Source organism: Streptomyces sp. NPDC005574 (assembly GCF_040605435.1).
GTDB lineage: Bacteria > Actinomycetota > Actinomycetes > Streptomycetales > Streptomycetaceae > Streptomyces.
The window spans coordinates 98,712-124,665 of the sequence record NZ_JBEXCW010000018.1; the positions used below are offsets into that span (position 1 = coordinate 98,712).

Consider the following 25,954-nt stretch of genomic DNA (forward strand, 5'->3'; position numbering starts at 1 on the left):
GAGAACCTGGCCACTGGATGGGCCGGGAGAAGGAGCGGTGCAGGAAAGCGGCTTGGCGGGGTGGACAGGCCGAGCTACTTGTCGACCAGGGACATGTGGTGCTCGTTGTAGCGGTTTCCCTGTACCCCTATGCGGCTGGCGAGTTGGTTGAGGTCGGCCAGTTCGTCGGCGGAGAGGGGCAGTTGGGTCGCGCCGATGTTCTCCTCGATGCGTGCGGTGCGCCGGGTTCCGGGGATCGGAACGATCGACGGATGCTGCGCGAGCAGCCAGGCGAGCGCGACCTGGCCCGGTGTGGCGTCCTTGGCCTGCGCAAGCCGTGTGACGTGGTCGACGAGGGCTTGGTTCGTCGCCCGGTTCTCGGCTGTGAACCGTGGAATGTTCGTGCGGACGTCGTCGGCGGTGAAGGGCGTGGTGGCGTCCACAGTCCCGGTCAGGAACCCTTTGCCGAGCGGGCTGAAGGGTACGAATCCGATGCCGAGTTCCGAGCAGGTCGGCAGAACTTCATGCTCGGGGTCCCGGGTCCACAGCGAGTACTCGCTCTGTACTGCCGTCACGGGGTGGACCGAGTGGGCGCGGCGGATGGTCCGCGCACTGACTTCGGAAAGCCCGAAGTAGCGCACCTTGCCTTCCTGTACGAGCTCTCCCACGGTTCCGGCGACGTCTTCGATCGGCACGTCCGGATCAACGCGGTGCTGGTAGAAGAGGTCGAGCGTTTCGACCCTGAGCCGTTTGAGGGAGGCCGTGGCGACGGCGCGGATCTGCTCGGGCCGGCTGTTGAGTCCGGCGGAGGCGCCGTTCTCGATGCGGAATCCGAACTTGGTGGCGATCACTGCCTGCTCCCGCACTGGAGCGAGGGCTTCTCCGAGGAGCTCTTCGTTGACGTAGGGGCCGTACACCTCTGCGGTGTCGAAGAACGTGACTCCGCGGTCGACGGCGCTACGCAGTACGGCGATCATGTCGGTGCGATCGCCGGGGTTGGGGCCGTAGCTCTGGGACATTCCCATGACCCCGAGACCGATGGCGGAGACATGCAGGTCGCGTCCGAGTGTTCGGGTGTGCATTCTTCCTCCTCGTTGCTGGCAATACCGGTGGGTGGGCCAGGCCATGGGCAGGCCGCCGCCGCATCCGGTGTCGTCGCGGATTGCTTTTCTTCGCATGTCGAGCCCGGCGACTTACGTGTTACGTGCAGGGCGGGACGACCATGCCGACGCGCACTGCGCGACAGCGCGTCGCAGGCCGCCTCGACGTACTCACATGGGTGCTCCGCCTCGACGGCGACCAACGCGAGTACCTCCTGACCCCGGCGGGCAAGATCGCCCCGCTCACGGCCGCCGCGACCGGCCATCGTGCCGACGACGTCGGGAGCGTGATCGCGCTGAGGGCCGGCGTACTGCGGGTCACCGCGTTGTCCGCGGAAACAGGCGCTTGGCGTTCGCGGTCGTGAGCGATCGCCATGTCGTGTCCTGCGCCGGTGGTTCGGCCGCGTCGATCGCCGCGATGTGGGCGTCGGCCAGTGGCGCAGGCGTCCAGCAGTAGTCGCTGCCGAAGAGCACGCGGTCAGGGTCGACGAGCTGCAGCAGTGCGGGGACCTGGCGTGGGAACGCTGTACCCGCCATGTCGTAGTACAGGCTGCGGAGTTGCTGCACTGCGTCGGGGCCGGGTGGCTGCCGCGCATCCAGGAACAGGCTCATGAACTCGTTGATGCGGTCGGCCAGGACGGGAATCGAGCCGCCGCAGTGCGGGACGATCACCCGCATGTTCGGGTGACGCGTCAGGACGCCCGCCATCACCAGGTCCGTGACGGTGCGGGCCGTGTCGAAGATGTACTCGACCATCGGACGCGGCCTGCCGAGCGCCGACTGTTCCCAGCACACGGGGGAGGTGGGGTGCAGGAAGACCACGGCCCGCCGCCGGTCGAGCTCCGCGAACACCGGGTCGAGGCGCTGGTCGCCCAGGTACACCCCGTGGGTGTGAGTCAGCAACGCCACGCCGTCGGCGTTGAGTTCGTCGAAGGAGAAGGCGATCTCCTCCAGCGCACCGTCGACATCCGGCAGCGGAAGCGACACGAAATTGCCGAAATGACCAGGGCGGTCCCGGGCCAGTTCGGCGGTGTACTCGTTGACGCGCCGGGCAAGGAGGCGGGCTGCCTTGTCATCGCCGAAGTGCACACCGGGGGAGGACATGGAGAGCATCGCGGTCTCGATGCCATTGCGGTCCATCAGATCGAGATGGGCTTGCACGGACCATGACGGCCAGCCGCCCATGCCGTCGGGGTGGGCGTGGCCGGCCGCCGTCGCCTGCTGGACGTAGAAGTCGGGAAGCAGATGGGCGTGGACATCGATGAGGCTGGAGGACATGGCAGCGGGAATCCTTCTCGTGGGGATCGCGTAGTCAATGCAAATACCGCAATTGGCCTACTCCACCTGCTCGCCTCCGGCCAACCGGACCTCTTCGTTGTCCAGGGTTGCCTGGAGCCGGCGGAGCACGGTGTCGTCGATCTGCGACTCGTCGCGCAGGCGGACGACAGTCGCACGCTTTGTGGCGATGAGGGCGAGGCGGAGGTCGGTGTAGTGGCGGTTGTGGAGCAGGGCGGGATCGTCGTCGGTGCCGGCCCCCCTTGCTCGTGCGGTCGCCAGGTTGGCCTCGTACTCCTGGCGCAGCCACTCCATGACCTTGGGGGTGGTGCCCAGTTCGGCCGCGAGTCGGGGCAGTGCCTTGATGGCTTCCTTGGTGGCTGTGGTCTCGGCGAGGATCTGCTCCTCGTCGACGGACGTGTCGCGGGGCAGCCGGGCCCAGCGCACCACGCCCGGCAGCAGCAGCCCCTGCACCACGAGAGTCACCACGATGACGCCCGAGGTGACGAAGACAATGAACGCCCGGCCGGGGAACGGCGCCCCCGAGTCGAGGGTCTCCGGTACGGAGAGCGCCACGGCCAGCGACACCGCGCCCCGGAAGCCGGCCAACCCGCTGACCACGCGGGCCCGGTCACTCATTCTCCGCAGCCGCTGCTCGGGACGCCGGTCGATCACGCGGATCAGGTAGGCGGACGAGAACAGGAACGCGAACCGGACCGCGACCAGGACCACGCTGATCGCTCCGATCGCGATCAGGGCATCCTGGAGGTCGGAGCGGCTCAGATGACGGAGTGCGTATTGCAGTTCCACCCCGACCAGGACGAACAGCGCGCCGTTGATGATGAACGTGGCCAGTGGCCAGAAGGCCAGTGCCTGGCGGCGGTGATCGGCGCGGATGAGGCTCGGAGCTACCTGGGCCATGATCAGTCCGCTCACGACGACCGCGAGGACGCCGGAGGCATGGATCTGTTCGGCCAGCAGATACGCCGTGAACGGGGCCAAAATCATGACGAGATTGCCCAGCAGGGGATCGTCCAGCCGGCGCCGCAGATTCATGTTGACCCAGGCGACCGCCACTCCGACCGCGGCCCCTCCGCCGTAGGCCAGCAGGAACAGCGCTCCGACGTGCGGAAGGGTGAGGTGCTCCTCGCCGACGGTGATACCGACCGCCAGGCCGTAGATGACCAGTGCGGTGCCGTCGTTGACGAGGCTTTCCGCGCGCAGCACGGTGATCTGACGTCGGGGGAGAGAGCCGGCCAGCGCGCCGACCGCTGTGGCGTCGGTGGGAGCGACGGCCGCGCCCAGAGCCCACGCCGGTCCCCACGGCAGTCCAAGCGCGTGCCCGGCGACCGCCACGGCCCCTGCGGTGAGGATCACCAGGACCGTGCTCAGCAGGACGATGCCGCGCAGGTTCGTACGAATCTCCCGCATTGACGTGGTCAGACTCTCCCAGTACAGCAACACGGGAAGGAAGAGCAACAACACCACTTCGGGCGGGAGTTGGGTCTGGCGAACGGCCGGGACGAGACCGATGAGCGCGCCCACGACGAGCAGCACGACGGGCGGCGCGACGCGGAGGCGCTGCCCCAGAACGTTGCCCACCAGCACGGCCGCACCCAGGACGACGACGAGTTCGAGACCGAGCATGGTGCTTACTCCTGTGCGGGACTGGCTGTCGGTGGTGGCTCAGCGGCTTCCACCGGGATCGTCTTGGTCATCGGGGCACCAGTCGCAGTGTCGTGGCGCGCGCCGCGACCATGGGGTTGACGTATGCGCCGCCGAAACGGCCGTACTTGGTCCGGTACGCGGTGTCGACGCGGTCGTTGATCTCGGAGTCCGCTACGTGGACGAAGGTGACGTCCTTGTCGACGCCGCCGGAGCGGATGTGCCCTTCGTGGCAGGCGCGGGCCGTGCGCCACCAGCCGCCGTCCGTCCCGCGGAAGGAGCGGACGTACAGGTCGTCGCCGGCACGGACGACCCAGATCGGCACCGGACCTCGCAGAGTGTTGTCACCGCGGCGCGGCGCCATCTCCAGCTCGTCGGCCGCGGCGATGCGGTCGAGCTCGTCGTTCGTCCATTGCGTCATCGGTGTTCTCCGGTCGAGGAGGCGGCGAGCGGGGCGGACATGCGGGAAATCCGGAGGCCGAGCAGGGCATAAGGCGGTGCCGCTGTGATGGAGGGTGCCGGAAGACTCGTGATCAGTTGGGAGTTGTGGTGAGCGGCTCACCGAGGTAGGTGCGGGTGACGCCGAGGGAGTCCTCGAAAACGCGATAGTCGTTGATCATTCCGTCGGCGACGGTGAAGCGCATGATCATCTCGCTTTCGAGTACCTGTCCTGAGGGGTGGAACCGGGAGGTGTACCGGCCCGGTGCAAAGACCCGTCCGTCGGCCTCCACCACGGTGCCCAGCTCGAATGAGAGTGGCTCGACGGCGGCGAAGAATGCGGTGAGGGACTGCCGGATCTCCTGCGGACCGGTGCGGCCCCCGGCCCAGGGGGTCAGGGCCTGATCGCCCGGAATCGTCCAGGTCGCCTCGGGTGTGAAGTGGGAGAGGACGCGCTCCATGTCGCGCGTGCCGAAGGCCTCGAAGTACGCCTCGACGGTGGCGATCGCTTCGCTGATCATGGCTGTCGGTCCGTTCTGTCCGGCGGCTGCGACGGGCCGGCGGCCGAGCCGCCGCCAGTCGGGTCGGCGGTGGTGGGCGCCGTCGACCGGCGCCCACCATGGCCTGGGCTGCAGGTCACGGGCGCAGCAATGCCTTGATGGCGCGGCGCTCGTCCATGGCCTTGTAACCTTCTGCGACCTCGTCCAGGGGCAGGGTGAGGTCGAAGACCTTGCCCGGGTTGATGCGACCGCCGACGACGCGGTCGATCAGGTCGGGAAGGTAGGCGCGCACGGGAGCGGGGCCACCGCGCAGACCGACGTGGGAGAAGAAGAGCTCCTGGCCGTCGATCTGCACATCGTGCGGCATGCCGACGAAGCCGACGTTGCCGCCGGGGCGGGTGGACTGCAGGGCCTGGTGCATGGACTGCTGGGTACCGACGCATTCGAGGACGGACTCGGCGCCGATGCCGTTCGTGAGTTCCTTGACGCGGGCGACGCCTTCCTCGCCGCGTTCGGCGACGATGTCGGTCGCGCCGAACTCCAGCGCCAGCTTCTGCCGGGACTCGTGCCGGCTCATGGCGATGATGCGCTCGGCGCCCAGTTCCTTGGCGGCGATGACACCACACAGGCCCACCGCGCCGTCACCGACGACCACGGCGGTCGAACCAGGCCTGACCTCGGCGGCCTTGGCGGCGTACCAGCCGGTGCCCATGACGTCGGAGAGTGTCAGCAGGCCAGGGATCAGCTCCTCGGCCGGCTGCTCCGGGGTGGCGACCAGAGTGCCGTCGGCGAGAGGGACGCGGACGTACTCGGCCTGGCAGCCGTTGGGGAAGTCCCGGTGCATGCAGTTGGTCTGGTAGCCGGCCTGGCAGTTCGGGCAGGTGTTGTCGGATGCGATGAAGGAGCCGATGACGAACTGGCCGGGCTTGACGGTCGATACGTCGCTGCCGATCTCCTCGACGATGCCGACGTACTCGTGGCCGATCGGCTGCGGCTCGGTGACCGGGTTGATGCCGCGGTAGCTCCACAGGTCGGAGCCGCACACACAGGTGGCGACAGTGCGGATGACCGCGTCCGTGGGCGCCACGATCTTCGGCTCTGGGGCGTCCTCCACCCGGATGTCCCCGGGCGCGTGAATGATGGTTGCTCGCATGATGGCTTCCCAGTTCCTATCGGTCTGTCGTGGCGTCAGGGGTGGGTACGCGTGCTGACGCGCGGGCCGTTGTATTCGTCGTCCGGGACGTGTTCGAGCCAGGTGGTGTCGTCCGTTTCCCACAGGGCGAGATGGACCATGAACTGGTCGGGCGCGGCACCGTGCCAGTGCTCCTCACCCGGGGGTGTGTGGATGACGTCGCCGGGATGGGCCTCGAGAATGTCGCCGCCACGGGACTGCACCAGGGCGATGCCTTCGACGATGTGGAGGGTCTGGCCAAGAGCGTGGGAGTGCCAGGCGGTACGGGCTCCGGGAGCGAATCGGACCAGGTTGGCCCGCATCCGCGAGGGGTCCTCACCGCGGTAAATCACGTCGGCGTAGGCGTCGCCGGTGAACCACTCGGCCGGGAGCTTCATGGTGGGAGGCCGCTTCAGCAGTTCCATGGTGTGTCGTTCCTCTGGTGTGGTGCTGCCACCGGACCGCGCGGCGGCGGTGTGTGGGGGAGAGAGCCCGTGTTGTGGGGTATGTGCGGGCGGAGGAGCATCAGCCCGACTGGTCGGACTTCTCCACGATCTCCTTGAGCTGAGTCATCGCGGTCATGGCGTTGGGCCATCCGGCGTAGAAGGCCAGATGGGTGATGACCTCGATCAGTTCGTCCTTGGTGACACCGTTCTCCAGCGCCTTGCCGAGGTGGAATCCGAGCTGGTCGGCCCGGTACAGGGAAGCCAGAGCGGTGACGGTGACGAGGCTGCGGTCGCGCGGGGACAGACCCGGCCGCTCCCAGATGTCGCCGAATAGGACGGTGTCGGTCACCTCCGCGAGCTTGGGGGCGAACTCCTGGATGGCGGGCGGCGCGAACTTCTTCCGTTCGGACATGAGGTGGTGCTCCTGGCGTGGTTTCGGGTGGGGGGACTTCACGCTGCCCAGCCGTTGACCGGGGCTGGGCGGGTTGCTGACCGATGACCGAGGCGAGGGCGGGAGGAGTGGTGGCACACGCGGCTTTCGAGGCGTTCTGGCACGGGCGCCAGGTCTGTGGGGCCACCGGTGAGGGCCAGCGTGTTGCCGAGGAAGGGGACATCCGTCCGCACTGTCTGGCCTCGCTTCCTCCGCTTTCCACGGGAATACTGGATATCGGTGACATTCGGGAAAACATTCTCTCCGGCGGTCACGTCACCGACCCTGTCACTTTCCCAGGAACCTGCAAGGGGAGAATTTCATCCGGGGATCCCCTTATCCAGGGGAGAAATCCTTACCCCCCTCCCGGCGGTCGAGCGATGCCACACTGGCGTCATGGCCGGCGACGCGCATCTGAATGAGCTGGGAGAAATCCTCAAGGCGCGGAGGGCCGAGCTGACTCCGCGCGCCGTCGGTCTTCCCGACACCGGTGGCCGACGTGTGCCAGGTCTGCGCAGGGAGGAGGTCGCTCTGCTGGCCGCCATCAGCACCGACTACTACACACGGCTGGAGCAGGGCCGCATCAAGCCGTCCGCGTCAGTGCTGGCCGAGCTCGCCCAGGTGCTGCGCCTGTCGGATCACCAGCGTGACCACTTGTTCGAGCTGGGGGGCCGACAACGGGCACGACACCGCCGTCCGGCCGCGCAGAAGGCGCATCCGCAGTTGCGCCGCCTGCTCGACGATCTCACCTCGAGTCCTGGCGTGGTGATCGGCCGCCGTATGGACATCCTGGCGTGGAATCCGCTCGCAGTCGCCCTGTTCACCGATTTCGCGAAGGTGCCGGAGGGCCGGCGGAACTGCGTCCGCATCCTCTTCACCGATCCCTCCATGCGGACGCTCTACGCGGACTGGCGGGCCGTCGCCCGTGACTGCGTGTCCCATCTGCGCAGGGAGGCCGCCAAATACCCCGAGGATCCGCAGTTGATCAGCTTGGTCGGTGAACTCTCCGTGGAGGACAGGGAATTCGGTCAATGGTGGGGTGGTCGTCGAGCGCCGTCGCGCAAGGCGGGCGTCAAGAGGTTCTGCCATCCCCTCGTGGGTGAACTCGTCCTGGACTGGGACACCCTCGTCTGCGGCGGCGATCCCGATCAGGAACTCGTTGTCTGGACTGCGGAGCCGGGCACGCCGTCGTACGACGGACTGCGCACCCTCGCCTCGCGGACCACCGGTCGGCCCGGCGGGAACACGTCCTGTCAGCCCGGCTGATACGCCCATCATCTCGGCCCCGCCGCTTCGCAAAGGACAGACGGCAGACCCGGGAGAAAATCCTCCCCCTTACATTTCGGCTGAACGATGTGACACTCACTTTCATGTACACCAAAGTGCGATTTCCTGAACTGGGAGAATTCCTCAAGGTGTGCCGGGCCCAGCTCAGCCCGCGGACCGTCGGTCTGCCCGAGTCCGGTACGCCCCGGCGCGTGCCGGGGCTGCGTCGGGAGGAGGTCGCTCACCTCGTGGGGATCAGCACCCACGCCTACGCCCGGCTGGAACAGGGGCGTGCCCCGGTGCCGCGGACTGTGCTCGCCGCGCTCGCCGACGTCCTGCACCTCGACGACGCCCAGCGCGACCACCTCTTCGAGCTGGCTGCGGGGGGCGAGTGTGAATCGCGCCGTCGGCCGGTGCAGAAGGTTCACCCGCAGCTCAGACGCATCCTGGACGAGCTGACCGCGACCCCCGCGCTTGTCCTCGGACGACGTCTCGACATCCTCGCCTGGAATCCTCTGGCGGCCGCTCTGCTCACCGACTTCGACACCATGCCCGCCAGGAAGCGCAACTTCGCGCGGCTGATGTTCACCGACCCCGCCTTCCGAGAGCTCTGCCTCGACTGGAGGACGAACGCCCGCACCTGTGTCGCCCATCTGCGCATGGAGGCCGCCCGGCATCCCGGCGACCCCGGATTGACCGCCCTCGTCGGCGAATTGTCCGTCACCGACGCCGACTTCCGGCAGTGGTGGGCAGGACGCCAGATGCCCGGCTGGCGGATGGGCACCAAGCGGCTGCGTCACCCTATCGTCGGCGACCTCACCCTCGACTGGGACAGCCTGACCTGCACCGCTGACCCCACGCAGAAGCTGGTGGTCGCGACCGCCGATCCCGGTACCCCCTCCCACGACGGGCTGCTGTTCCTGGCGTCGTGGACCGCGGAACCGGACCAGCCCGCGCAGGATGCGGCAGCTTGAGTTCTCCGGTCCAGGTGACTCGCCGACAGCCGCAGGATTGGCGGATCGGCGTGGCCGCCCGACGCGGCGGCCAGGCCGCCGCCGTGGAGGGCCTGGGCGAGGGGAGGGACGCGCTGCCTGCCCACACCCGGACCGGGGCATGCCCTGGGGCCAGGTGCGACGGGTGCGGTCCCGGGACGCCGCGACGTGCGGCCGTTCCCCGTCGGAGCCCGACGACTTCCGACGGCAACTCGTCGACCAGTTCGTCCAGTTCGACCAGGCCCGTCGGCAGGTCGAGTCCCGATCAGCCGCCGGGCGGTTCGGCGAAGGAGTCCTGTTGGCGGCCGAGAGCCTTGACAGGCCTCGATCCCCGCACCGGGGAGGGGCGGATTCATGCCCTCACGGACGGCCGGACGGCGCTGTCCGATAACGCGGTGCCGCTCTGTGCATCGGACCGCGCGGGTCAGTGCAGCTGGGCGAGGTCGATGGCGTTCGCCATTGCCTGGTCGCCCGAGGAGTTCGGGTGCAGGTGGTCTCCGCTGTCGTAGGCGGCGCGGAGCTTCAGTGGGTCGGACGGGTCGGCGACGGTCTTGGCGAAGTCGATGGTGCCGTCGAAGGCGTGACTGGTGAGGATCCAGTGGTTGACCTTCTGGCGGATGGCGTCGCCGGCGGCGGTGTAGTAGGGGTCGCCCTTGGTGTTGGTGTAGGTGGCGTCCTTGTAGGGGAGGAGGGTGCCGCCGTAGATGCGGACGTGGGCGGCGTGCGCCTTGGCGATCAGGGTGCGGTAGCCGTCGATCAGGTCCTGGGCGGTGAGTGGCTTGCCGTCAGGGCTGGCGTTGTTGCCGATGTCGTTGATGCCTTCGAGCAGGATCACGCTGCGGACCCGGGGTGCGCCGAGGGCGTCGTGGGCGAAGCGGTCCGATCCACTGACGCCGAGTGCGGGCTCGGCGGCCGGTGCGTCGGTCAGGAGCCTGTTGCCGCTGATACCCGCGTTCACCACACCCAGGCGGCTGCCACCCGGCTGCGCGGCGAGGCGGCGGGCCAGGTCGTCCGGCCAGCGGGTGTCGGTGCCCGGAGAAGAGGCGAATCCGTCGGTGATGGAGTCGCCGAAGGCGACCAGCGTGCCGCGAGCGCGGGGGTTGAGAACCTCCAGGCCGTCCAGGAAATACCAGGAACTGGTCGTGCGGGGGTAGTCCTGGGTGCCGGTGTCCGCGGTGTGGTCGCCCGTCGTGGAGACGTAGCTGGTGTCCCGGGCCACGGAGTGGAAGGTGGCGGGGCCGGTCCTCTTCGGCACATAGATGCTCACCAACAGATCCTCATCGGCGGCGGTGGTGAAGTCGACGGCGTCACTGCGGAGTTCACCCCCTGCCGGGACCACTGCTCCGGTAGCGCCGTGAAAGGTGACCTTGTGCCGGGTGCGGGCGGCGACACTGCCGCCAGAGGCGCGTACGGCGACGTTGACGGCGCCGATCACCAGCGGCGCGCTGCCGTACTTGTTACTCAGCCGCAGCCGCACCTTCTGTCCCGCGACGGTGGTGTGCACCACCATCCGCACTGTCCGTTCGGAGAAACTCGGCCCGCCGGCCGTCATGCCCGCTTCCCAGCCACCGACCCATGGGTGTCCTTGGTGCTCTGCCGCGCTCGCCGCCGTCCCGGAAGCGGCAAGCGCCCCGGACACCAGCAGTGCCAACGGGACCTTGTGGGTACGTCGGGTGCGGAACTTCATGGTCATCCACTCCTTCTTTCCGTTCGAAAGGACGTTCATGGTGGCGTCCGGCTCAGTGGGCATGTGGTGGGTGCGTCCTCGGTGTCGGCGCACTGGGTCAGCCGTCATCGGCTGTGTTCACGTTCTGGCCTGTGGGGTGCACACCGCGCCGCCCGGCACAGCAGGTGGCTGGGGCATCCGGCCCGATGGTGTTGCCATGTGCGCTGTGGTCACGCCCTTGCAGCATTGCCCCGAATGCCCGCGCTAAGGGGGTAAGGATTTGTACCTGGATAGGTGACGCTCAGGCGGGAACGCGGCTGTCCGCAGGTTTTCTCAATCCGGAACCCGATGCGGGATTCGGGAATCCCCGACTGTCTTTCGTGTGACCCGTAGGCAACCGAGCGCAATGGAGTAGCCGAACCATGGCACCGGAGAAATTGGCACCTGCCGAAAGCGAGCGCCACACCGCGAGATGCTCGACTTCTGTGCTGAGCACTCGTCGGCGCCGACATCGAGGTGATCTCCTCCTACCAGGGCAGCGAGGCTTGCAACGCAAGTCGGCCTGCGACGTCCGCTACCGCTCAGACATCGACGCTGCCACGATCTCCTGATCTGCGTCGGGCCGTGCGCCGGGTCGGCAGCCGCTCGACCGCAGACCTCGCGCGTCGCATCTGAGGCGTGCACGGCCGCCACACCCCCACACCAGCGCGGCGGAGTACACCGTCGCCCCGGGTGGCCCATCGACGAGATGACGGCCGCCTCCGGACACTCCGGCCGTGCGCGGAACGGTCACGTAGCCGTCCCGCGCCGCCAAGGAAAGGACACCACATGCACTACGCACACCTCGGCCGCAGCGGCCTGAAGGTCAGCCGCCTGGCACTGGGCACCATGAACTTCGGCGACGTCACGGACGAGGCCACCAGTTTCAAGATCATGGATGCGGCGGTGGACGCGGGCATCAACCTGTTCGACACCGCCGACGTGTACGGCGGCCCGCAGTCACCCGACATGAAGCAGGGCTACGGCCTGTCAGAAGAGATCATCGGGCACTGGCTCGCCCAGGGCGGCGGACGCCGGGACCAGGTCGTGCTGGCCACCAAGCTGTACCAGCCCATGGGCCCGGGCCCGAACGACAAGTACCTGTCCGCGTACAAGATCCGCCGGTCGGTCGAGGCCAGCCTTCTGCGCCTGCAGACCGACCACATCGACCTGTACCAGATGCACCACATCGACCGGTCGACGCCGTGGGAGGAGATCTGGCAGGCCATGGAACAACTCGTCCGCGAGGGCAAGATCACCTACGTCGGCAGCAGCAATTTCGCCGGGTGGCAGATCGCCACCGCCCAGAACGCGGCAGCCAATCGCCACTTCATGGGCCTGGTATCCGAGCAGAGCGTCTACAACCTCACCGCACGGACCGTCGAGCTGGAGGTGATTCCCGCCCTGCGCCACTACGGGATAGGGCTCATCCCCTGGAGCCCGCTGGGCGGCGGCCTCCTCGGTGGAGTCCTGCAGAAGATCGAGAACGGCCGCCGCGCTTCTGCCCAGATGCAGCAGACCATCGAGCGATACCGGCCCCAGTTGGAGAAGTACGAGGCCCTGTGCGCTGAGATCGGCGCACAGCCCGCCGACGTCGCGCTGGCCTGGCTGCTGCACAACCCCGTCCTCACGGCCGTGATGGCAGGCCCCCGCACGCCCGAGCAGCTCGCGGCCAGCCGGCGGGCTCTCGACGTGCATCTGTCGGACGACACCCTGCGCAGGCTTGATGAGATCTGGCCCGGCCCCGGTGGAGAGGCCCCGGAGGCGTATGCCTGGTAGACCACGCAATGGCAGACCCGTGGGCAGGGGCGGGCCGGGGCCGACTGATTCCGGCGCCCGTTTCTGCGGCCAGGGCGTGCAGCAGGCGGTCGTCCTTTCGCCTGACGATCTCCGGGCGATCTTGCGCCCGGCTCCGTGCGGGCACGGTGAAGACGTACTCGCCCGTGATGCCCAGCGTGTGGCGGCTCGTCGCCAGAATGAGCAATTCGGAGGCGGTCGAGAGCGACATCCGCGCCAGATCGGCGCGGGCCCTCCTCGTCCTCAGAGCGGACACTGACCGATGGCATCTCTGCCCCTATCGGCAGTGCGACGAATACCGCTTCGGCCAGAAGGCCACCGGCGGGCACCTCAGCGCTCGTCCGCCGCTCGACACGGCGCACGTGCGGCCCGATTGCAGCGCGATCAGCCGGCCCGCCCCCGTTTCGAGCCCGGTAGCTGCGATGTCAGGTCCTCGACCAGTTCGACCAGGTCCGTCGGCCGGTCGGGCCCCCACCAGTCGCCGAGCAGTTCGGCGAAGGCGTCCTCGCGCGCGGCCGACAGCTTCGCCGCGGCTTCGTGCCCGGCGTCGGTGAGGCGTAGGTCCATGCCCTCGCGTGTGGCCAGGTGCTGCTGCTCGATCTGCTGCAGGGTAGCCTGGATCACCGGCAGCGGCACATGGCTGTATTCGGCGAGCCGCGTCGGCGACAGCGATCGTTCCGGGTGCAGTGCTCGCAGCAGCAGCCAACTGGAGGCGGGCAGCAGGTCGTAGCCGGCCTTGGCAGTGATGTTCTCGTAGATCCCGCGCCGTCCCTCCCGTGACCCGAACACGGACAGGGCCCGCTGCACCTCCTCGCGGGAGGAGCGGTGCACGGGGTGGGCGCCGATGGTCTGCGCCAGGTCGGGCGCGGTGACCGAACCGCGCAGCCTGTCCTCCTTGAGCAGCCAGGACAGCGCGAAGGCGAGCAGAACGATCGGGGCCGCGTAGAGGAAGACGTCAGTGATCGAAGTGGCGTACGCGTGCAGTGCGGGCGGGCGCATCTCCGGCGGGAGTCCGGCGATGGCACGCGGGTCGGCTTCGAGCGTGGCGGCCGTCTCCGGCGGCACCGAGCCGGTGAAGGCGCCGCGCAGCTTGTCGTCGAGCCGGCCGGTGAAGACCGTGCCGAAGACGGCGACACCGAAGGCGGAGCCGATCGACCGGAAGAAGGTGACCCCCGAGGTGGCGACGCCCAGGTCCTCGTACGACACCGCGTTCTGCACGATCAGTACGAGCACCTGCATGACCAGGCCGAGCCCGAGGCCGAAGACGAAGAAGCACAGGCTCATCTCGATGTCGCCGGACGACTCCCTGAGCCGGTGCAGCAACAGCAGCGCCACGGCGGTGACGGCGGTGCCGAGCACCGGGAACACCTTCCAGCGCCCCGTACGCGAGACGATCTGGCCCGACACTGTGGACGTCAGCAGCAGTCCGAGCACCATCGGCAGCATGTGCACACCTGACATGGTGGGCGACACCCCCCGCACGACCTGCAGGAACGTCGGCAGATAGGTCATCGCGCCGAACATCGCGAAGCCGATCACGAAGCTGATCGCCGAGGAGAGCGTGAACGTACGGATCCGGAACAGCTTCAGCGGAAGCACCGGTTCGGTGGCCCTGCGCTCGACGAACAGGAACCACCCGAGCAGTACGGCGCCCAGGACCGCGGTCCCGATCAGCGGGACCGACGTCCATCCCCAGGTCCTGCCGCCGAGCGAGGTCACCAGGATCAGACAGGTGGCGACGGCCGCGATCAGGAGCGTGCCGAGGTAGTCGATCCGGGGTTTCTCGGCCCGGACCGGGATGCGCAGCGCGGCGGCGATCACGAGCAGGGCGACGGCACCTACGGGCAGGTTGATGTAGAAGACCCAGCGCCAGCTGAGCTGGTCCACGAACAGCCCGCCGAGGAGCGGCCCCAGGACGCTGGTGGCGCCGAAGACGGCACCGAACAGTCCCTGGTAGCGGCCCCGGTCCCGGGGCGGCACGATGTCGCCCACGATCGCCATCGACAGGACCATCAGGCCACCGCCGCCGAGGCCCTGAACGGCACGGAAGGCGATCAGCTGCGACATGTCCTGCGCCAGTCCGCACAGCGCCGATCCGACCAGGAAGATCACGATCGCGGCCTGGAAGAGTCTCTTGCGCCCGTACTGGTCGCCGAGTTTGCCCCACAGCGGGGTCGCCGCGGTCGAGGCGAGCAGGTAGGCGGTGACGACCCAGGACAGATGGCTCATCCCGCCGAGGTCGCTGACGATCGTCGGCAGCGCGGTGGAGACGATCGTCTGGTCGAGTGCCGAGATGAGCATGCCGAGCAGCAGCGCGCCGATGGACACCCGCACCCTGTGCCGGTGTCCCGCCGCACCCTGCGGGTCTGCCGCCCGTTCGCCCACGTCCTGGGCCATTGCCGCCTCCTGAAATCGAATTCTTCGTGAACTTGCCGGGCGCGGCATACGTCGGAATTCACATATCTGTTCCGGGGCGACTGACGATATCCATGCGGCAGGAAATGCACATCGCTGCGTGAGGGGGAGGGATCCGTCCCCTGGATAACTCGTACCGGGGAGGGAAAACTTCTCTTTACTTTCTCCTCGGTAACAGCAAATTTGTTGTCGAACGCAGAACTGCGCAGAGGGATACGCAGACGGGCCGCGTCGCCTCGGGGGCCATGGCGAACGTCCGCCCTGTCCGGTCCCGGGTCGAAGGAAGCGAGTCACGGATGACCAGAGCCGTACCTCCGGCGCGTAGCGCCGTCAGTTCTCCGGCGGCCACGATGCGGGCCGGCGTACTGCTTCCCGTCGCGCTCGTCGCCGCCTACTACGGCGCCTATGTCGCGGTGATGTCCCCGCCCACTGTCAGCATGGCGCTGCGCGTGCGTGACGTGGTCGGCGCGGGACAACGGGTCTCCACGTTGAGCACGGTGCTGTCCGTCGGCGCCTTCGCCGCCGCGATCGCCTCCCCGCTCCTGGGCGCGCTGTCCGACCGCACCACCCTCCGCTTCGGGAAACGCCGGACCTGGCTGGTGATCGGCCCGCTCGTCGGACTCACCGGCCTGGCCTGCATCGGCCTCGGCGGCGCGGTATGGCTGCTGGTCCTGGCTGGGTGATGGCGCAGGCGGGCTGGTCGGGCACGCTGATGGCGGCTCAGGCCGTGCTGACCGAGCGCATCGAACCAGGGATGCGGGTCCGGGTCAGCGGGCCTGATGGGTCCTGCCATCCCCATCGGGATGGTCGCCGCGACCCTGCTGGTCAGCCTGCTGGACTTCAGCCCCGCCCTGATGCTGCTCGTCCCGGGCCTGATCGGAGCGGCCGGCGCGGCACTGCTCGTCGCCGTCGTCCCCGACACGCCCGCCGACAAAAGCGCCCTCCCACCCTTCGGCCCCCGCGAGTTCTTCTCCAGCTTCTACGTGAACCCGCGCCGCTACCCCGCCTATGCCTGGGCCTTCGCCAGCCGGTTCCTGATGTTCTCCGGTGTCTTCATCATCCTCACCTACCAGACGTACATCGTCTCGGACCGCATCGGATACGGCGGCGACAGCACTGCGGGCAAGGTCTTCCAGTCCACCCTGCTGCTCGGCGCCGGATCACTGGCGGCCTCACTGCTGTTCGGTCTACTCGACGACCGCACCGGACGCCTCAAACCGTGGCTTCGCCTGGCCGCCGTCGCGTCGGCCGCCGGACTGGTGCTCATGTGTGTCGACAGCTCCTTCGGGATCTTCCTGGCGGGCATGGTGCTCATCGGCGTCGCCCAGGGCGGCTACCTCTCCGTGGACCTGCCCATGGTCAGCCGCGTCCTGCCCGACCCCGAGCACGCCGCGCAGGAACTGGGCGTCTACAACCTGGCCCTCGTCATCCCGCAGATGCTGATCCCGCTGTACGGCTCGCTCATCGTCGGCGCCGACGACAACTATCCGCCGCTGTTCGTGGTCGGCGCCGTCTGCTCGGCCCTCGCCATCGCCGCCCTCGCGGGCGTACGCGGCGTCAGGTGATCCCGCGCGGACATCCCGCTCGTGACTCTCACGGCCCCTCACGTTCACAGGAGCGACCATGACCACCCAGACATCCCGCGCGGATGCCCTTGTCCTCTTCGGCATCACCGGCGACCTCGCCAGGAAGATGCTGCTACCCGCGTTGTACGACCTGACGCGCCAGGGCTTTCTCGACGTGCCCGTCATCGGCGTAGGCCGCAGCGACTGGGACGACGAACGGCTGCGCCGGCACGCCCGTGATGTCCTCAGCGCCGCTGAAATCCCCCTGGACGATGGCGTGTTCGACAAGTTCGCCGCGCTGCTGAGCTACGCTCGCGTCGACTACGACGACCCCGCGAGCTTCACCGCACTCGCCGACCGGATCCGGTCGTACGGCTTCCTGACGCACTGCGTCGCCCTGCCGCCGTCCACCTATCCCGTCATCGCTCAGCGGCTGGCAGAAGCCGGTCTGGCCGACGACGCCCGGCTCGTCGTCGAGAAGCCCTTCGGACGCGACGCGCACTCCGCCCGCGCCCTGCAGAGCGAAGTGACCCGGCATTTTCCCGAGGAACGTCTGCGCCGCGTCGACCACTTCCTCGCCAAGGACGTCATCGAGGACCTGCTGACCTTCCGCTTCGCCAACACCGCCGTCAACGCCGTCCTGGACCGCCGCTTCGTACGCAGCGTCCAGATCACCATGGCCGAGGACTTCGATGTGGCCGACCGCGGTGGCTTCTACGACGCGACCGGCTGCCTGCGCGACGTGGTCCAGAACCACCTGCTGCAGATGCTCGCCTACTTCGTCATGGACGCACCGCGCACCGGCTCGGCCACCGACGTCCTCGACGAGCGCATTCGAGCCCTCCGCGCCATCCGTACCGTACGGCCCGAGAACTTCGTACGCGGCCAGTACGACGGCTACCTCGACGTCCAGGGCGTCAAGGCGGGATCGACCACTGACACCTACTGCGCCCTGCGCACCTGGGTCGACCTCGATCGCTGGGCCGGAGTCCCCTTCACCATCCGGGCGGGCAAGGCCATGGCCGCCACCGCCATCGAGATCATCGTTGAACTGCACCGGCCCGTCGAAGGCTACTTCCACACCGCTGGCGCCCAGCAGGCCCCCGCGAACCTGCTGCGTTTCCGCATCAGCCCTCGCGCGGGCGTCACCTTCGATCTGCTCGCCCAGCACGAAGGAGAGGTCACCGAGGTCGACCAGACAGCCGCGACGGTCGACTTCACCCACCTCACCGGAAACAACTCCGTCGCCTACACCCACGTCCTGGGCGACGCAATCACCGGCGACCCGCGCCGCTTCACCACCATGGACATGGTCGAGGAGCTCTGGCGCATCGTCGGCCCCGTCCTCGACCGGCCCGGCACTCCTCACCGCTACGGCGTCGGCAGCTGGGGCCCGGCGGAGGCCGATCACCTGGTCACCGACGGCCGTTGGCTGCCCCTGGAGCAGGCCTAGCTCAGCCGCCTTTCTCCGCCTTCTCACCCTGAAGATGCCGTCGGCCCGTACTCACCTGGACACCCAACCATGGCTACTCCGGACACCCCCACGCCGCCCACCGCGCGCGTCCCCGCCACAGGTGACGGGGACAGGATGAGCCGCGGCCTGACTCTGCTGTTCGCGATCGCCGGCGGCACCGCGGTCGCCAACCTCTACTGGGCACAACCGCTGCTCGACTTCATCGGCCGAGACCTGCACACCTCCACCACCCTCGCGGGCTGGCTCGTGACAGCCACACAGCTCGGCTACGCAGCCGGAGCACTGCTGCTCGTGCCACTCGGCGACGTCCTCGACCGGCGCCGGTTCATCCCCGGGGTGATGCTCTGCGCGGCCGTCGCCCTCATCGCCTGCGCGCTCGCTCCGTCCATCGGTTCGCTCCTGGTCGCGGTCACCATCCTTGGCCTGACCACGGTCAGCGGACAGTTGCTCACCCCACTCGCCGGTGACCTCGCAGACGACACCAACCGCGGGCGGGTGGTGGGGACGGTGGTCTCCGGGCTGCTCATCGGCATCCTCACCTCCCGCACCCTCAGCGGACTCCTCGCGGACGCCGCCGGATGGCGCGCCATCTACTTCGTCGCCGCAGCGGTCTCCGCCGCCTTCGCGTTGCTTCTTCACCGTACGATCCCGCCGCTCGCCCCGAAGGCCCGCCTCCCCTACCCGCAGTTGCTGCTTTCGGTCTGGCACGTGATCCGGCAGGAGCGGGCAGTGCGCTGGACCCTGTTCCTCGGTGCCACCGCCTTCGGCGTCTTCACCATGTTCTGGACCGCCCTGACCTTCCTGCTCAGCGCGGAGCCGTTCTCCTACCCGGTCTCCGTCATCGGCCTGTTCGGCCTCATCGGCCTGGCCGGGGCGCTTGCCGCCCAGCGCGCAGGGCGGCTCCACGACCGGGGCCTGTCGATGCCGGCGACCGGATGGGGATGGGCCGCGATCGTGGTCTCCTTCGTCGTAGCGGCCTTCGCCGGCCGTTCCGTGGCGGGGATCATCGTGGCCGTCGTCCTGCTCGACATCGCCGTACAGGGCGTGAACATCCTCAACCAGACGAGGCTGTTCGCGCTCGCGCCGGAGGCCCGCAGCCGCCTCAACACGGCCTTCGTCACCTGCAACTTCCTCGGTGGTGCGGCAGGCTCCGCCGCCTCCGTCCTGTGGTCGTGCGGCGGCTGGACGGCCGTCTCCCTGACCGGCGCCGGCCTCGGCTGCGTCGCATTCCTCGCGTGGGGCCTTGGTCGCCGCGGTCCGCTTCTCAACAAGCGAAGAGCCTGAACGCCTGCCCCAGCACTGTCAGTTGTGGGTCAAAGACGTCGAACACTCAAGATTTCCACTGCTCAAGTTTGGAGCGTTTCAGACATGACCACCACACAGCACAAGATCGGCTCGGGCTACGGCGCCACGAGTACCGCCGACGACGTCCTCCAGGGCATCGACCTGAGCGGGAAGCTCGCGATCGTCACCGGCGGCTATTCGGGCATCGGCCTGGAGACCACCCGTGCGCTCAGCCGCGCCGGTGCCCGTGTCGTCGTCCCCGCGCGCAGGCCGGCCGATGCGCAAGACGCTCTGGACGGGGTTCCCGGAGTCGAGGTGGACGAGCTGGACCTCGGCGATTTGGAAAGCGTGCGAGGCTTTGCCGAGCGCTTCCTCGCCTCAAGCAGGAGTGTCGACTTCGTCGTCGACAGCGCCGGGATCATGGCATGCCCCGAAACGCGGGTCGGGCCCGGTTGGGAGGCTCAGTTCGCGATCAACCATCTCGGCCACTTCGCCCTCGTCAACCGTCTGTGGCCGGCCCTTGAAACCGGCGGCGCACGGGTCGTCTCCATTTCCTCCGGCGGCCATCACATGTCCGGCATCCGCTGGGATGACGTCCAGTGGGAGCGGGGTTACGACAAGTGGCAGGCGTACGGGCAGGCGAAGACCGCGAACGCGCTCTTCGCCGTGCACCTGGACGGGCTTGCCAAGGACTCCGGCGTCCGCGCCTTCGCCGTGCATCCCGGCGTCATCATCACGCCGCTCCTCCGCCACGTTCCCGAGGCGGAGAGGGTGGAGTTCGGCTGGTTCGACGAGGATGGCAAACTGCGCGACCCCGACTTCTTCAAGACCCCGCAGCGGGGCGCGGCTACGCAGGTATGGGCGGCGACCTCACCCCAGCTGGCCGACCTGGGCGGCCTCTACCTGGAGGACTGCGATGTCGCCGAGCCCGCTCCCGCCGACGGCGAGATGCGCGGTGTCAAGGACTGGGCAACCGACCCCGAGCAGGCGGCACGCCTGTGGGAGCTGTCGGCGGAGTTGACGCACGTGAACGCGTTCGCCGCGTAGTACGTGTCCGCCTTGGAACTGATTCTTCATGGCTGCGGCCGGACATAGTACGACGTCCGGCCGCAGCCATGAGGTGGCGCTGAGGGGTCGCCCCTTTGTGCCCACATGTGACTCTGTCAGAACGTCAGGACCAGGCGGCCCCGCACGCCGCCCGCGGCGAGGAGCCGGTGTGCCTCGACGGCCTGTTCCGCCGGAAACGTCCTGGCGACCCGGAGGGTGATCTGACCGTCCTCCGCCTGCTGGCGCAGCCGGTCGAGCTTGGCGCGCTCCCGGGCGTAGCGGAACACGACGATCGGCTCGTAGGCGATGCCTCGTTCACCGGGACCGTCGTAGCCGAGCAGCGTGACCACCCGGCCCGCGTCACGCACCGCGCGGGCGGTGAGGGCGCTGAGCGAGGCGCCGTCGAGGAGTCCGTCGACGCCCTCCGGGACTTCCGCGCGGACCCGGTCCGGGTACTCGGCGCCACGCCGCAGGACGATGTCGGCGCCGAGTTCCTTGACCAAGGTCTCGTCCTGCTCGGACGCGTCGGCCACCACCCGCAGCCCGTCCGCCTTGGCCAGCTGGACGGCGTAACCGCCCACCGCGCCGGCCGCCCCGGTGATGGCGACGGTCTGCCCGGCCTGCAGGCCCAGCGTGTCCAGCGCCAGACGCGCGGTCAGACCGTTCATCGGCAGGGTCGCGGCCTGCACATCACCGGCGCCGTGGGGTGCGTGCACCACTGACTCCGCCGGGACCACGACCTGCTCGGCGTAGGCGCCGTGCGATCCGTCGGCCAGCACGATCGCTATCACCTGATCACCAACGCTCAGGTCCGTGTCCGTACCCACGCCGATCTGGTCCACGACGCCGGCGGCCTCCATGCCGGGAACGAACGGCGGCCGAGCGTCCGGAGACCGGGCGGGCCCCCTGCGCTGGAGGGCGTCGACCGCGTTGACGGTCGCGGCGCGCACCCGGATGCGCACCTCGCCCGGACCGGCTTCCGGGGCAGGCAGCTCAAGAACCTGAAGCACCTCCGGCCCACCGAATTCCGTGAAACCTACAGCCTTCATGTGAAGCACCTCGTTGTCTGAGATAGATCGTCGAGGTGTTCGACTTTTCCGTCTCGGGTACGCCCGGAAAAGGGGAGGAATCTTGGCGGGGATACGGCCGCAGGGGGGACGCATCTCTCCCCCCATAGGAGGGTTCAGGTCGTCGCGTCGGACGCCGTCGGCTTCTGGTCGGCGGCCCAGGAGGCGAGGAGGCGCAGTCCGTCGTGGGAGGGGGTGCCGGGTTCGGCGTTCCACACGATGATGTGCTGGTCGGGGTCTGTGCCACAGGTGAGCGTGTTCCAGTCGAGCGTCAGTTCGCCCACCACGGGGTGGCGCAGTTTCTTGACGCCCTGGCCCCGCATCGCGACGTCGTGTTCGGTCCACCACTGCCGGAACTGTGCGTCGCGGGCGGAGAGTTCTTCGACCAGGGCGGTGAGGGGCTGGTCGTCGGGGTAGCGCGCGCTCTCCATGCGCAGTTGGGCGATGGCCAGCCGGGTGACCTCTTCCCAGTCGACGTACAGTTCCCGCATCCAGGGTTCGGTGAACAGCAGCCGGACGAACACACGCTCCTGCTCGGGGTAGCGCCCGAAGTCGGTCCACAGGGCGGCGGCGAGCTGGTTCCAGCCGAGGATGTCGGTGCACCGGCCGATGACGAAAGCGGGGGAGGCGGTGAGATCGTCCAGCATGCGCTGCGGCTGCGGGTCCACCTGCTGGCGCTCGCGGTACGTGGACGGGTGCACCCTCTCCTTCGCCGCGAGGTCGAAGAGGTAGGTGCGCTGGTCGTCGTTGAGTCGCAGGGCCTGGGCGATCTCGTCGAGGAGGGGAGCCGATGCCTGGAGCCGGCCCTGCTCGATCCGGGTGTAGTACTCGGTGCTGATCGCGGCGAGGAGTGCCACTTCCTCACGGCGCAGACCCTTCACACGCCGCCGTGGTCCGCCGCGGAGGCCGACCTCGGAGGGGGTGAGCTCGGCCCGACGGGCCTTGAGGAACTCACCCAGCTCGTTCAGACGCGGATTGCGGTTCATGACCCTCAGCCTGGCACAAACGTCGCATCGTGTGGGGGGTACAGATCCGTCCCCTGCCTGATCGGCCAGTGGGCGACGGTCCCCTCGGGTCTGCGGTCCGACTCACGAAACGACCGGTGGCCCGGGGCGCGAGTGCGCACCGGGCCACCGGCGGAAATGTTCGCGAGTCGTCAGCTCAGCGCCTTGACCAGTTCCTGGGCGAGGGGAACGGCCGAGTAGGGGTTCTGGCCGGTGTAGAGGGTGCGGTCGACCTGGACATGCGGGGTGAACGGGTCGGCCTCACGGTAGTCGGCCTTGAGTTCGCCCACGAGGCGGTCCTGCAGCAGCCACTTCGCGCGGTCCGCGAGACCGTTCTGCTTCTCCTCGGCGTTGGACAGGCCGGTCAGGCGGTAGCCGGTGAACGGGGAGGCGCCGTCGGGGCCGATGGTGGCCAGCAGGGCCGCGGGGCCGTGGCAGACCAAGGAGACAGGCTTGCCGGAGGCGAGCCAGTCGGTGAGCAGCCTGCCGGAGGCGACATCGTCGGGGAGGTCCTCCATGGGACCCCAGCCGCCGGGGTAGAAGACGGCCACGTAGTCGTCGATGTCCACGTCCTCAATGCGCATCGGGTGCGCCAGCTCCGTGGCCTCCCGCAGCGCGGTCCGCATGCGCTCGGCGCCTTCCTCGCCGCCATTGAAGTCGGGAGTGAGGCTGAGGGCGTCCGCCGTGGGCGGCACGCCGCCGGGCGTCGCCGCGGCGATCTCGAATCCGGCCTCCTTGAAGACCTGGTAGGGGCCGATGGCCTCCTCGGCCCAGAAGCCGGCGGGCTGTCGGGTTCCGTCGGCCAGCGTCCAGTGGTCGGACGCGGTGATCACGAAGAGGATCTTCGCCATGGGGAGCTCCTGATGAGGGGGAGGGTCAGCCCTTGAGGGCTTCCTGGAGGACGTGGCTGTCGGCGGCCTGCCGCATTTCCACGGCCTTGCCGTCGCGGACGGTCCACAGGTGGATGAACCGGACGTCGGCCTTGTTTCCCGTCTTGGTCTCGGCGTGGTAGTGGCCGTAGACGAAGACGTGGCCGGTCTCGTCCGCGTAGAACTCCTCGGGCACCGCGCCGAAGGACTCGTAGTTCGGCATCGTCTTGCCGAAGAAGTCCGCGGCCACGCTGTCCCAGCCGTGGTAGACACCGCTGTTCGGGAAGCCCGGGGTGATGTCCCAGACGAAGTCCGCAGCCATCACCTCCTTGGTGACGTCGGGTGCCATCCGGGACTCGTAGACCCGGCGGATGAGGGCGAGGCTCGGGGAATCGGACATGGTGTGCTCCTTGCGGGGGGTGGATGAAGCGGAAAGCGGAGAAGGTCCTGTGATCACGCGGCGAGGGCGGTCCGCCCGGCGCGGAAGATCGCGGCCTGGCGTGCGACGCGCGCGCCGAGGTGCTCCGCGGTGGCGATGTCCGACGTGTGGACAGCCTCGGGGCCGGCGTCGGTCGGGCTCTGGGCGCCGGCGCCCAGGAAGAAGCCCAGCCGGTTGATGTCGTCCTCGCTGCTCTTGGTGGAGTCCCAGCCCGGCAGCAGACCCAGGCTGATCCAGTGCATGCCGTGCTGGGCGGCCAGGGTGGCGAAGTAGCCCAGGGTGGACGACTTGTCGCCGCTCTTGGCGCCGGAGTTGGTGAAGCCCGCGGCGAGCTTGTCCACCCAGGCGTGCGGGAACCAGCGCTTGCTGCTGGCCTGGGCGAAGGAGTGGAAGGCCGCGGAGGCGGTGCCCATGTACGTGGCGGAACCGAAGATGATCGCGTCGGCGGCGTCCAGCTGTGCCCATTGCTCGTCGGTGATGGTGTCGACGGAGATCGAGACGACCTCGGCGCCGGCTCCCGCGGCACCGCGCGCCACGGCTTCGGCGATGACAGCCGTGTGGCCGTAACCCGAATGAAAGGCGATGGCGACGGTGGGCCGGCCAGGATGGGACATGGTGATCGTGCTCCTCGAATGATTTCTTCGGCGGGGCTAAAGGACGGCGAAAAACTTCACCATCTTGGTGAGCGCTTGGTCCATGTATTCCGGAACGTCATACATGGCGATGTGTGTCGCGCCGTCGACGACGAACAGTTCCTTCGGCCCATTGGAAAGCTCGTACGCCTGGTCACTGAAAACCTTTGTGTCCGCCTTGCTTCCCGCGATGAGAAGCAGCGGTTGGGTCAGCAGTTCCGGAATCTGGTCGAACGCCGAGAAGGCGAACATCTTGTCCATGCTGGTCAGCAGGAAACGGCCCTTGGAATTGGGATGCTGACCACGAGGAGTCCGGTAGTAGTCGTATCCCTCACGCAGGAGGTCGGGGGTGTTGTCGTCGATCTCTTCCAGCGTTTCCGGGACGAAGGGAGCGTAGGCGGGTGCTGCTCCTCGCGCCTCCGCCGTGCGCTGCTGGGCGACCAGTTCCAGGGTCTTGATCTGCTCGGCGACCGGGGACAGGTGCCCGAGGAAGCCCCTGGAGCCCTCGCCCATCGGAGCCGCGCTGACCGTGGCCACCGCCTTGAAGCGGCGTTCGGTCTGGGCCACGCTGATCGCGTAACCGCCGCCGGCGCAGATACCGAAGACGCCCATCCGCTCGGTGTCGACGTACGGGAGAGTGGTGAGGAAGTCCGCCGCGCAGCGGGCGTCCTCGACTCTCGTCGTCGGGTCCTCCAGGAGACGCGGTTCGCCGCCGCTTTCGCCCTGATAGGAGGAGTCGTAGACCACGGTGACGAATCCCTGGGCGGCCAGCCGCTTCGCGTACTCGCCGATGGTCTGTTCCTTCACACCACCGGCTGGGTGAATTCCGACGAGAGCCGGATACTTCTTTTCCTTGTCGAAGTCGTCCGGCAGGTGAAGATGACCCGCGATGTCAACTTCCTTGTTCCTGAATGAAACAGTCTCGACCATGGCGCCCGTCCCTTTGTCGCCCACGACTCGCCGACCGGCGGTCCGCACACCATAATTCGCCGGTGCCGAGATGATGTCCACTCACGATGGGGGGAAGAAACTGTCCCCTGGATATGAATTACCGGGTAGGTGGCTCTCCTTGTCATTCCTCGGGTGCGTTCCATCCCTGCGAGGAACCAGGTCGAGGCACTGAACCTCTTTCATCCTGAATAGTCGCAGGTCAAGAGTGTGTGGATGGCTTGGACGACGGTGCGGATACGCCGGGTTGAACATCGGGCTCGCCGTAACAGTCGCCAGGACTTCAGCTGCGCGAAGGCACGCTCGCCGGGAGCCCACAGCCGGGCGTGGTCACGGTTGAACTGCTGGTAGGGGTCTGTAAAGCGAGCGGTGTAACTGGGTTTGGTGTGGCTAGAGTTGGCCTGCGGTGAGGCGGCCGTCGAAGGCCAGGTCGAAGGCGTTCATGG

Annotated in this window: 25 protein-coding genes and 1 pseudogene; 9 read left to right on the forward strand and 17 right to left on the reverse strand. The window is 68.2% G+C overall.

Translation table 11 applies throughout. From position 1 onward, the window contains the following. Positions 1 to 74 precede the first annotated feature (74 nt). On the reverse strand, positions 75 to 1,061 hold the full coding sequence (locus ABZT03_RS15210) for an aldo/keto reductase (RefSeq protein ID WP_356038806.1): 987 nt from the start codon (positions 1,059 to 1,061) through the stop codon (positions 75 to 77). Between the two features lie 140 nt (positions 1,062 to 1,201). Here ABZT03_RS15210 and ABZT03_RS15215 point away from each other — a divergent pair, with 140 nt between their 5' ends. After that, positions 1,202 to 1,444 carry a hypothetical protein gene (locus tag ABZT03_RS15215; protein WP_356038809.1) on the forward strand — a complete coding sequence of 81 codons (243 nt, stop codon included), beginning with the start codon at positions 1,202 to 1,204 and terminating at the stop codon, positions 1,442 to 1,444. Here ABZT03_RS15215 and ABZT03_RS15220 read toward each other — a convergent pair. The 7 genes from ABZT03_RS15220 to ABZT03_RS15250 form a co-directional block, all read right to left on the reverse strand. Next, the gene (locus ABZT03_RS15220; protein ID WP_356038811.1) at positions 1,398 to 2,357 is read right to left on the reverse strand and encodes an amidohydrolase family protein; all 960 of its coding nucleotides are present in this window, start codon (positions 2,355 to 2,357) and stop codon (positions 1,398 to 1,400) included. The two genes, ABZT03_RS15215 and ABZT03_RS15220, sit on opposite strands and share 47 nt — an antisense overlap. Before the next feature lie 57 nt (positions 2,358 to 2,414). Further along, complete coding sequence (locus ABZT03_RS15225) at positions 2,415 to 4,001, reverse strand: Na+/H+ antiporter (protein ID WP_356038814.1); 1,587 nt, start codon at positions 3,999 to 4,001, stop codon at positions 2,415 to 2,417. 67 nt (positions 4,002 to 4,068) lie between these two features. Next, positions 4,069 to 4,440 (reverse strand): DUF2255 family protein, encoded by a 372-nt coding sequence (locus tag ABZT03_RS15230; RefSeq protein ID WP_356038816.1) that lies wholly within the window; start codon positions 4,438 to 4,440, stop codon positions 4,069 to 4,071. Between the two features lie 112 nt (positions 4,441 to 4,552). Further along, positions 4,553 to 4,978, reverse strand: a complete 426-nt coding sequence (locus ABZT03_RS15235) for a nuclear transport factor 2 family protein (RefSeq protein WP_356038819.1) — start codon at positions 4,976 to 4,978, stop codon at positions 4,553 to 4,555. A 115-nt stretch (positions 4,979 to 5,093) separates the two neighbouring features. Continuing rightward, the gene (locus ABZT03_RS15240) at positions 5,094 to 6,110 is read right to left on the reverse strand and encodes a zinc-dependent alcohol dehydrogenase family protein (protein ID WP_356038822.1); all 1,017 of its coding nucleotides are present in this window, start codon (positions 6,108 to 6,110) and stop codon (positions 5,094 to 5,096) included. 35 nt (positions 6,111 to 6,145) lie between these two features. Beyond that, positions 6,146 to 6,553, reverse strand: coding sequence for a cupin domain-containing protein (locus ABZT03_RS15245; RefSeq protein ID WP_356038825.1), 408 nt, complete (start codon positions 6,551 to 6,553; stop codon positions 6,146 to 6,148). A 100-nt stretch (positions 6,554 to 6,653) separates the two neighbouring features. Further along, positions 6,654 to 6,986: a carboxymuconolactone decarboxylase family protein gene (locus ABZT03_RS15250; protein WP_356038828.1), complete on the reverse strand. Its 333-nt coding sequence runs from the start codon at positions 6,984 to 6,986 to the stop codon at positions 6,654 to 6,656. A 414-nt stretch (positions 6,987 to 7,400) separates the two neighbouring features. On the opposite strand from ABZT03_RS15250, the gene ABZT03_RS15255 reads away from it, so the two are divergent. Together ABZT03_RS15255 and ABZT03_RS15260 are read left to right on the forward strand one after the other, a co-directional pair. Next, a complete protein-coding gene (locus ABZT03_RS15255; RefSeq protein WP_356038831.1) occupies positions 7,401 to 8,270 on the forward strand; it encodes a helix-turn-helix transcriptional regulator in 870 nt (289 codons plus the stop codon). A 104-nt stretch (positions 8,271 to 8,374) separates the two neighbouring features. Beyond that, positions 8,375 to 9,244, forward strand: a complete 870-nt coding sequence (locus tag ABZT03_RS15260; protein WP_356038833.1) for a helix-turn-helix transcriptional regulator — start codon at positions 8,375 to 8,377, stop codon at positions 9,242 to 9,244. Positions 9,245 to 9,686: 442 nt separating this feature from the next. Here the strand turns inward: ABZT03_RS15260 and ABZT03_RS15265 are convergent, their stop codons facing one another. After that, positions 9,687 to 11,012 carry an SGNH/GDSL hydrolase family protein gene (locus ABZT03_RS15265; RefSeq protein WP_356038836.1) on the reverse strand — a complete coding sequence of 442 codons (1,326 nt, stop codon included), beginning with the start codon at positions 11,010 to 11,012 and terminating at the stop codon, positions 9,687 to 9,689. A 744-nt stretch (positions 11,013 to 11,756) separates the two neighbouring features. On the opposite strand from ABZT03_RS15265, the gene ABZT03_RS15270 reads away from it, so the two are divergent. Continuing rightward, positions 11,757 to 12,746 (forward strand): aldo/keto reductase, encoded by a 990-nt coding sequence (locus ABZT03_RS15270; RefSeq protein ID WP_356038839.1) that lies wholly within the window; start codon positions 11,757 to 11,759, stop codon positions 12,744 to 12,746. A 402-nt stretch (positions 12,747 to 13,148) separates the two neighbouring features. Here ABZT03_RS15270 and ABZT03_RS15275 read toward each other — a convergent pair whose 3' ends face one another. After that, the gene (locus tag ABZT03_RS15275; RefSeq protein ID WP_356038842.1) at positions 13,149 to 15,161 is read right to left on the reverse strand and encodes an MDR family MFS transporter; all 2,013 of its coding nucleotides are present in this window, start codon (positions 15,159 to 15,161) and stop codon (positions 13,149 to 13,151) included. Positions 15,162 to 15,424: 263 nt separating this feature from the next. Between ABZT03_RS15275 and ABZT03_RS15280 the strand changes: the two genes are divergently transcribed. From ABZT03_RS15280 to ABZT03_RS15300, 5 genes are all read left to right on the forward strand, one after another. Then, on the forward strand, positions 15,425 to 15,862 hold the full coding sequence (locus tag ABZT03_RS15280; RefSeq protein WP_356038845.1) for an MFS transporter: 438 nt from the start codon (positions 15,425 to 15,427) through the stop codon (positions 15,860 to 15,862). Positions 15,863 to 15,958: 96 nt separating this feature from the next. Then, the gene (locus tag ABZT03_RS15285) at positions 15,959 to 16,744 is read left to right on the forward strand and encodes an MFS transporter (protein ID WP_356038848.1); all 786 of its coding nucleotides are present in this window, start codon (positions 15,959 to 15,961) and stop codon (positions 16,742 to 16,744) included. 58 nt (positions 16,745 to 16,802) lie between these two features. Then, positions 16,803 to 18,197: a glucose-6-phosphate dehydrogenase gene (gene zwf, locus ABZT03_RS15290; RefSeq protein WP_356038850.1), complete on the forward strand. Its 1,395-nt coding sequence runs from the start codon at positions 16,803 to 16,805 to the stop codon at positions 18,195 to 18,197. Positions 18,198 to 18,332: 135 nt separating this feature from the next. Continuing rightward, positions 18,333 to 19,502: an MFS transporter gene (locus ABZT03_RS15295; protein ID WP_356038853.1), complete on the forward strand. Its 1,170-nt coding sequence runs from the start codon at positions 18,333 to 18,335 to the stop codon at positions 19,500 to 19,502. A gap of 84 nt (positions 19,503 to 19,586) precedes the next feature. Further along, positions 19,587 to 20,549 carry an SDR family NAD(P)-dependent oxidoreductase gene (locus ABZT03_RS15300; protein ID WP_356038856.1) on the forward strand — a complete coding sequence of 321 codons (963 nt, stop codon included), beginning with the start codon at positions 19,587 to 19,589 and terminating at the stop codon, positions 20,547 to 20,549. Between the two features lie 116 nt (positions 20,550 to 20,665). On the opposite strand, the gene ABZT03_RS15305 is transcribed toward ABZT03_RS15300, so the two are convergent. From ABZT03_RS15305 to ABZT03_RS15335, 7 genes and pseudogenes are all read right to left on the reverse strand, one after another. Next, positions 20,666 to 21,598: an NADP-dependent oxidoreductase gene (locus ABZT03_RS15305; RefSeq protein ID WP_356038860.1), complete on the reverse strand. Its 933-nt coding sequence runs from the start codon at positions 21,596 to 21,598 to the stop codon at positions 20,666 to 20,668. A 134-nt stretch (positions 21,599 to 21,732) separates the two neighbouring features. Next, a complete protein-coding gene (locus tag ABZT03_RS15310; protein WP_356038863.1) occupies positions 21,733 to 22,602 on the reverse strand; it encodes a helix-turn-helix transcriptional regulator in 870 nt (289 codons plus the stop codon). A 170-nt stretch (positions 22,603 to 22,772) separates the two neighbouring features. Continuing rightward, positions 22,773 to 23,471 (reverse strand): type 1 glutamine amidotransferase domain-containing protein, encoded by a 699-nt coding sequence (locus ABZT03_RS15315; protein ID WP_356038866.1) that lies wholly within the window; start codon positions 23,469 to 23,471, stop codon positions 22,773 to 22,775. A 25-nt stretch (positions 23,472 to 23,496) separates the two neighbouring features. After that, positions 23,497 to 23,889: a nuclear transport factor 2 family protein gene (locus ABZT03_RS15320; RefSeq protein ID WP_356038868.1), complete on the reverse strand. Its 393-nt coding sequence runs from the start codon at positions 23,887 to 23,889 to the stop codon at positions 23,497 to 23,499. A gap of 53 nt (positions 23,890 to 23,942) precedes the next feature. Next, complete coding sequence (locus ABZT03_RS15325) at positions 23,943 to 24,542, reverse strand: flavodoxin family protein (protein ID WP_356038871.1); 600 nt, start codon at positions 24,540 to 24,542, stop codon at positions 23,943 to 23,945. A gap of 36 nt (positions 24,543 to 24,578) precedes the next feature. Next, positions 24,579 to 25,571, reverse strand: coding sequence for an alpha/beta hydrolase (locus tag ABZT03_RS15330; RefSeq protein WP_356038874.1), 993 nt, complete (start codon positions 25,569 to 25,571; stop codon positions 24,579 to 24,581). A gap of 119 nt (positions 25,572 to 25,690) precedes the next feature. Beyond that, a pseudogene (locus ABZT03_RS15335) lies at positions 25,691 to 25,858 on the reverse strand (IS5/IS1182 family transposase); the annotation flags it as partial. Positions 25,859 to 25,954: the final 96 nt, after the last annotated feature.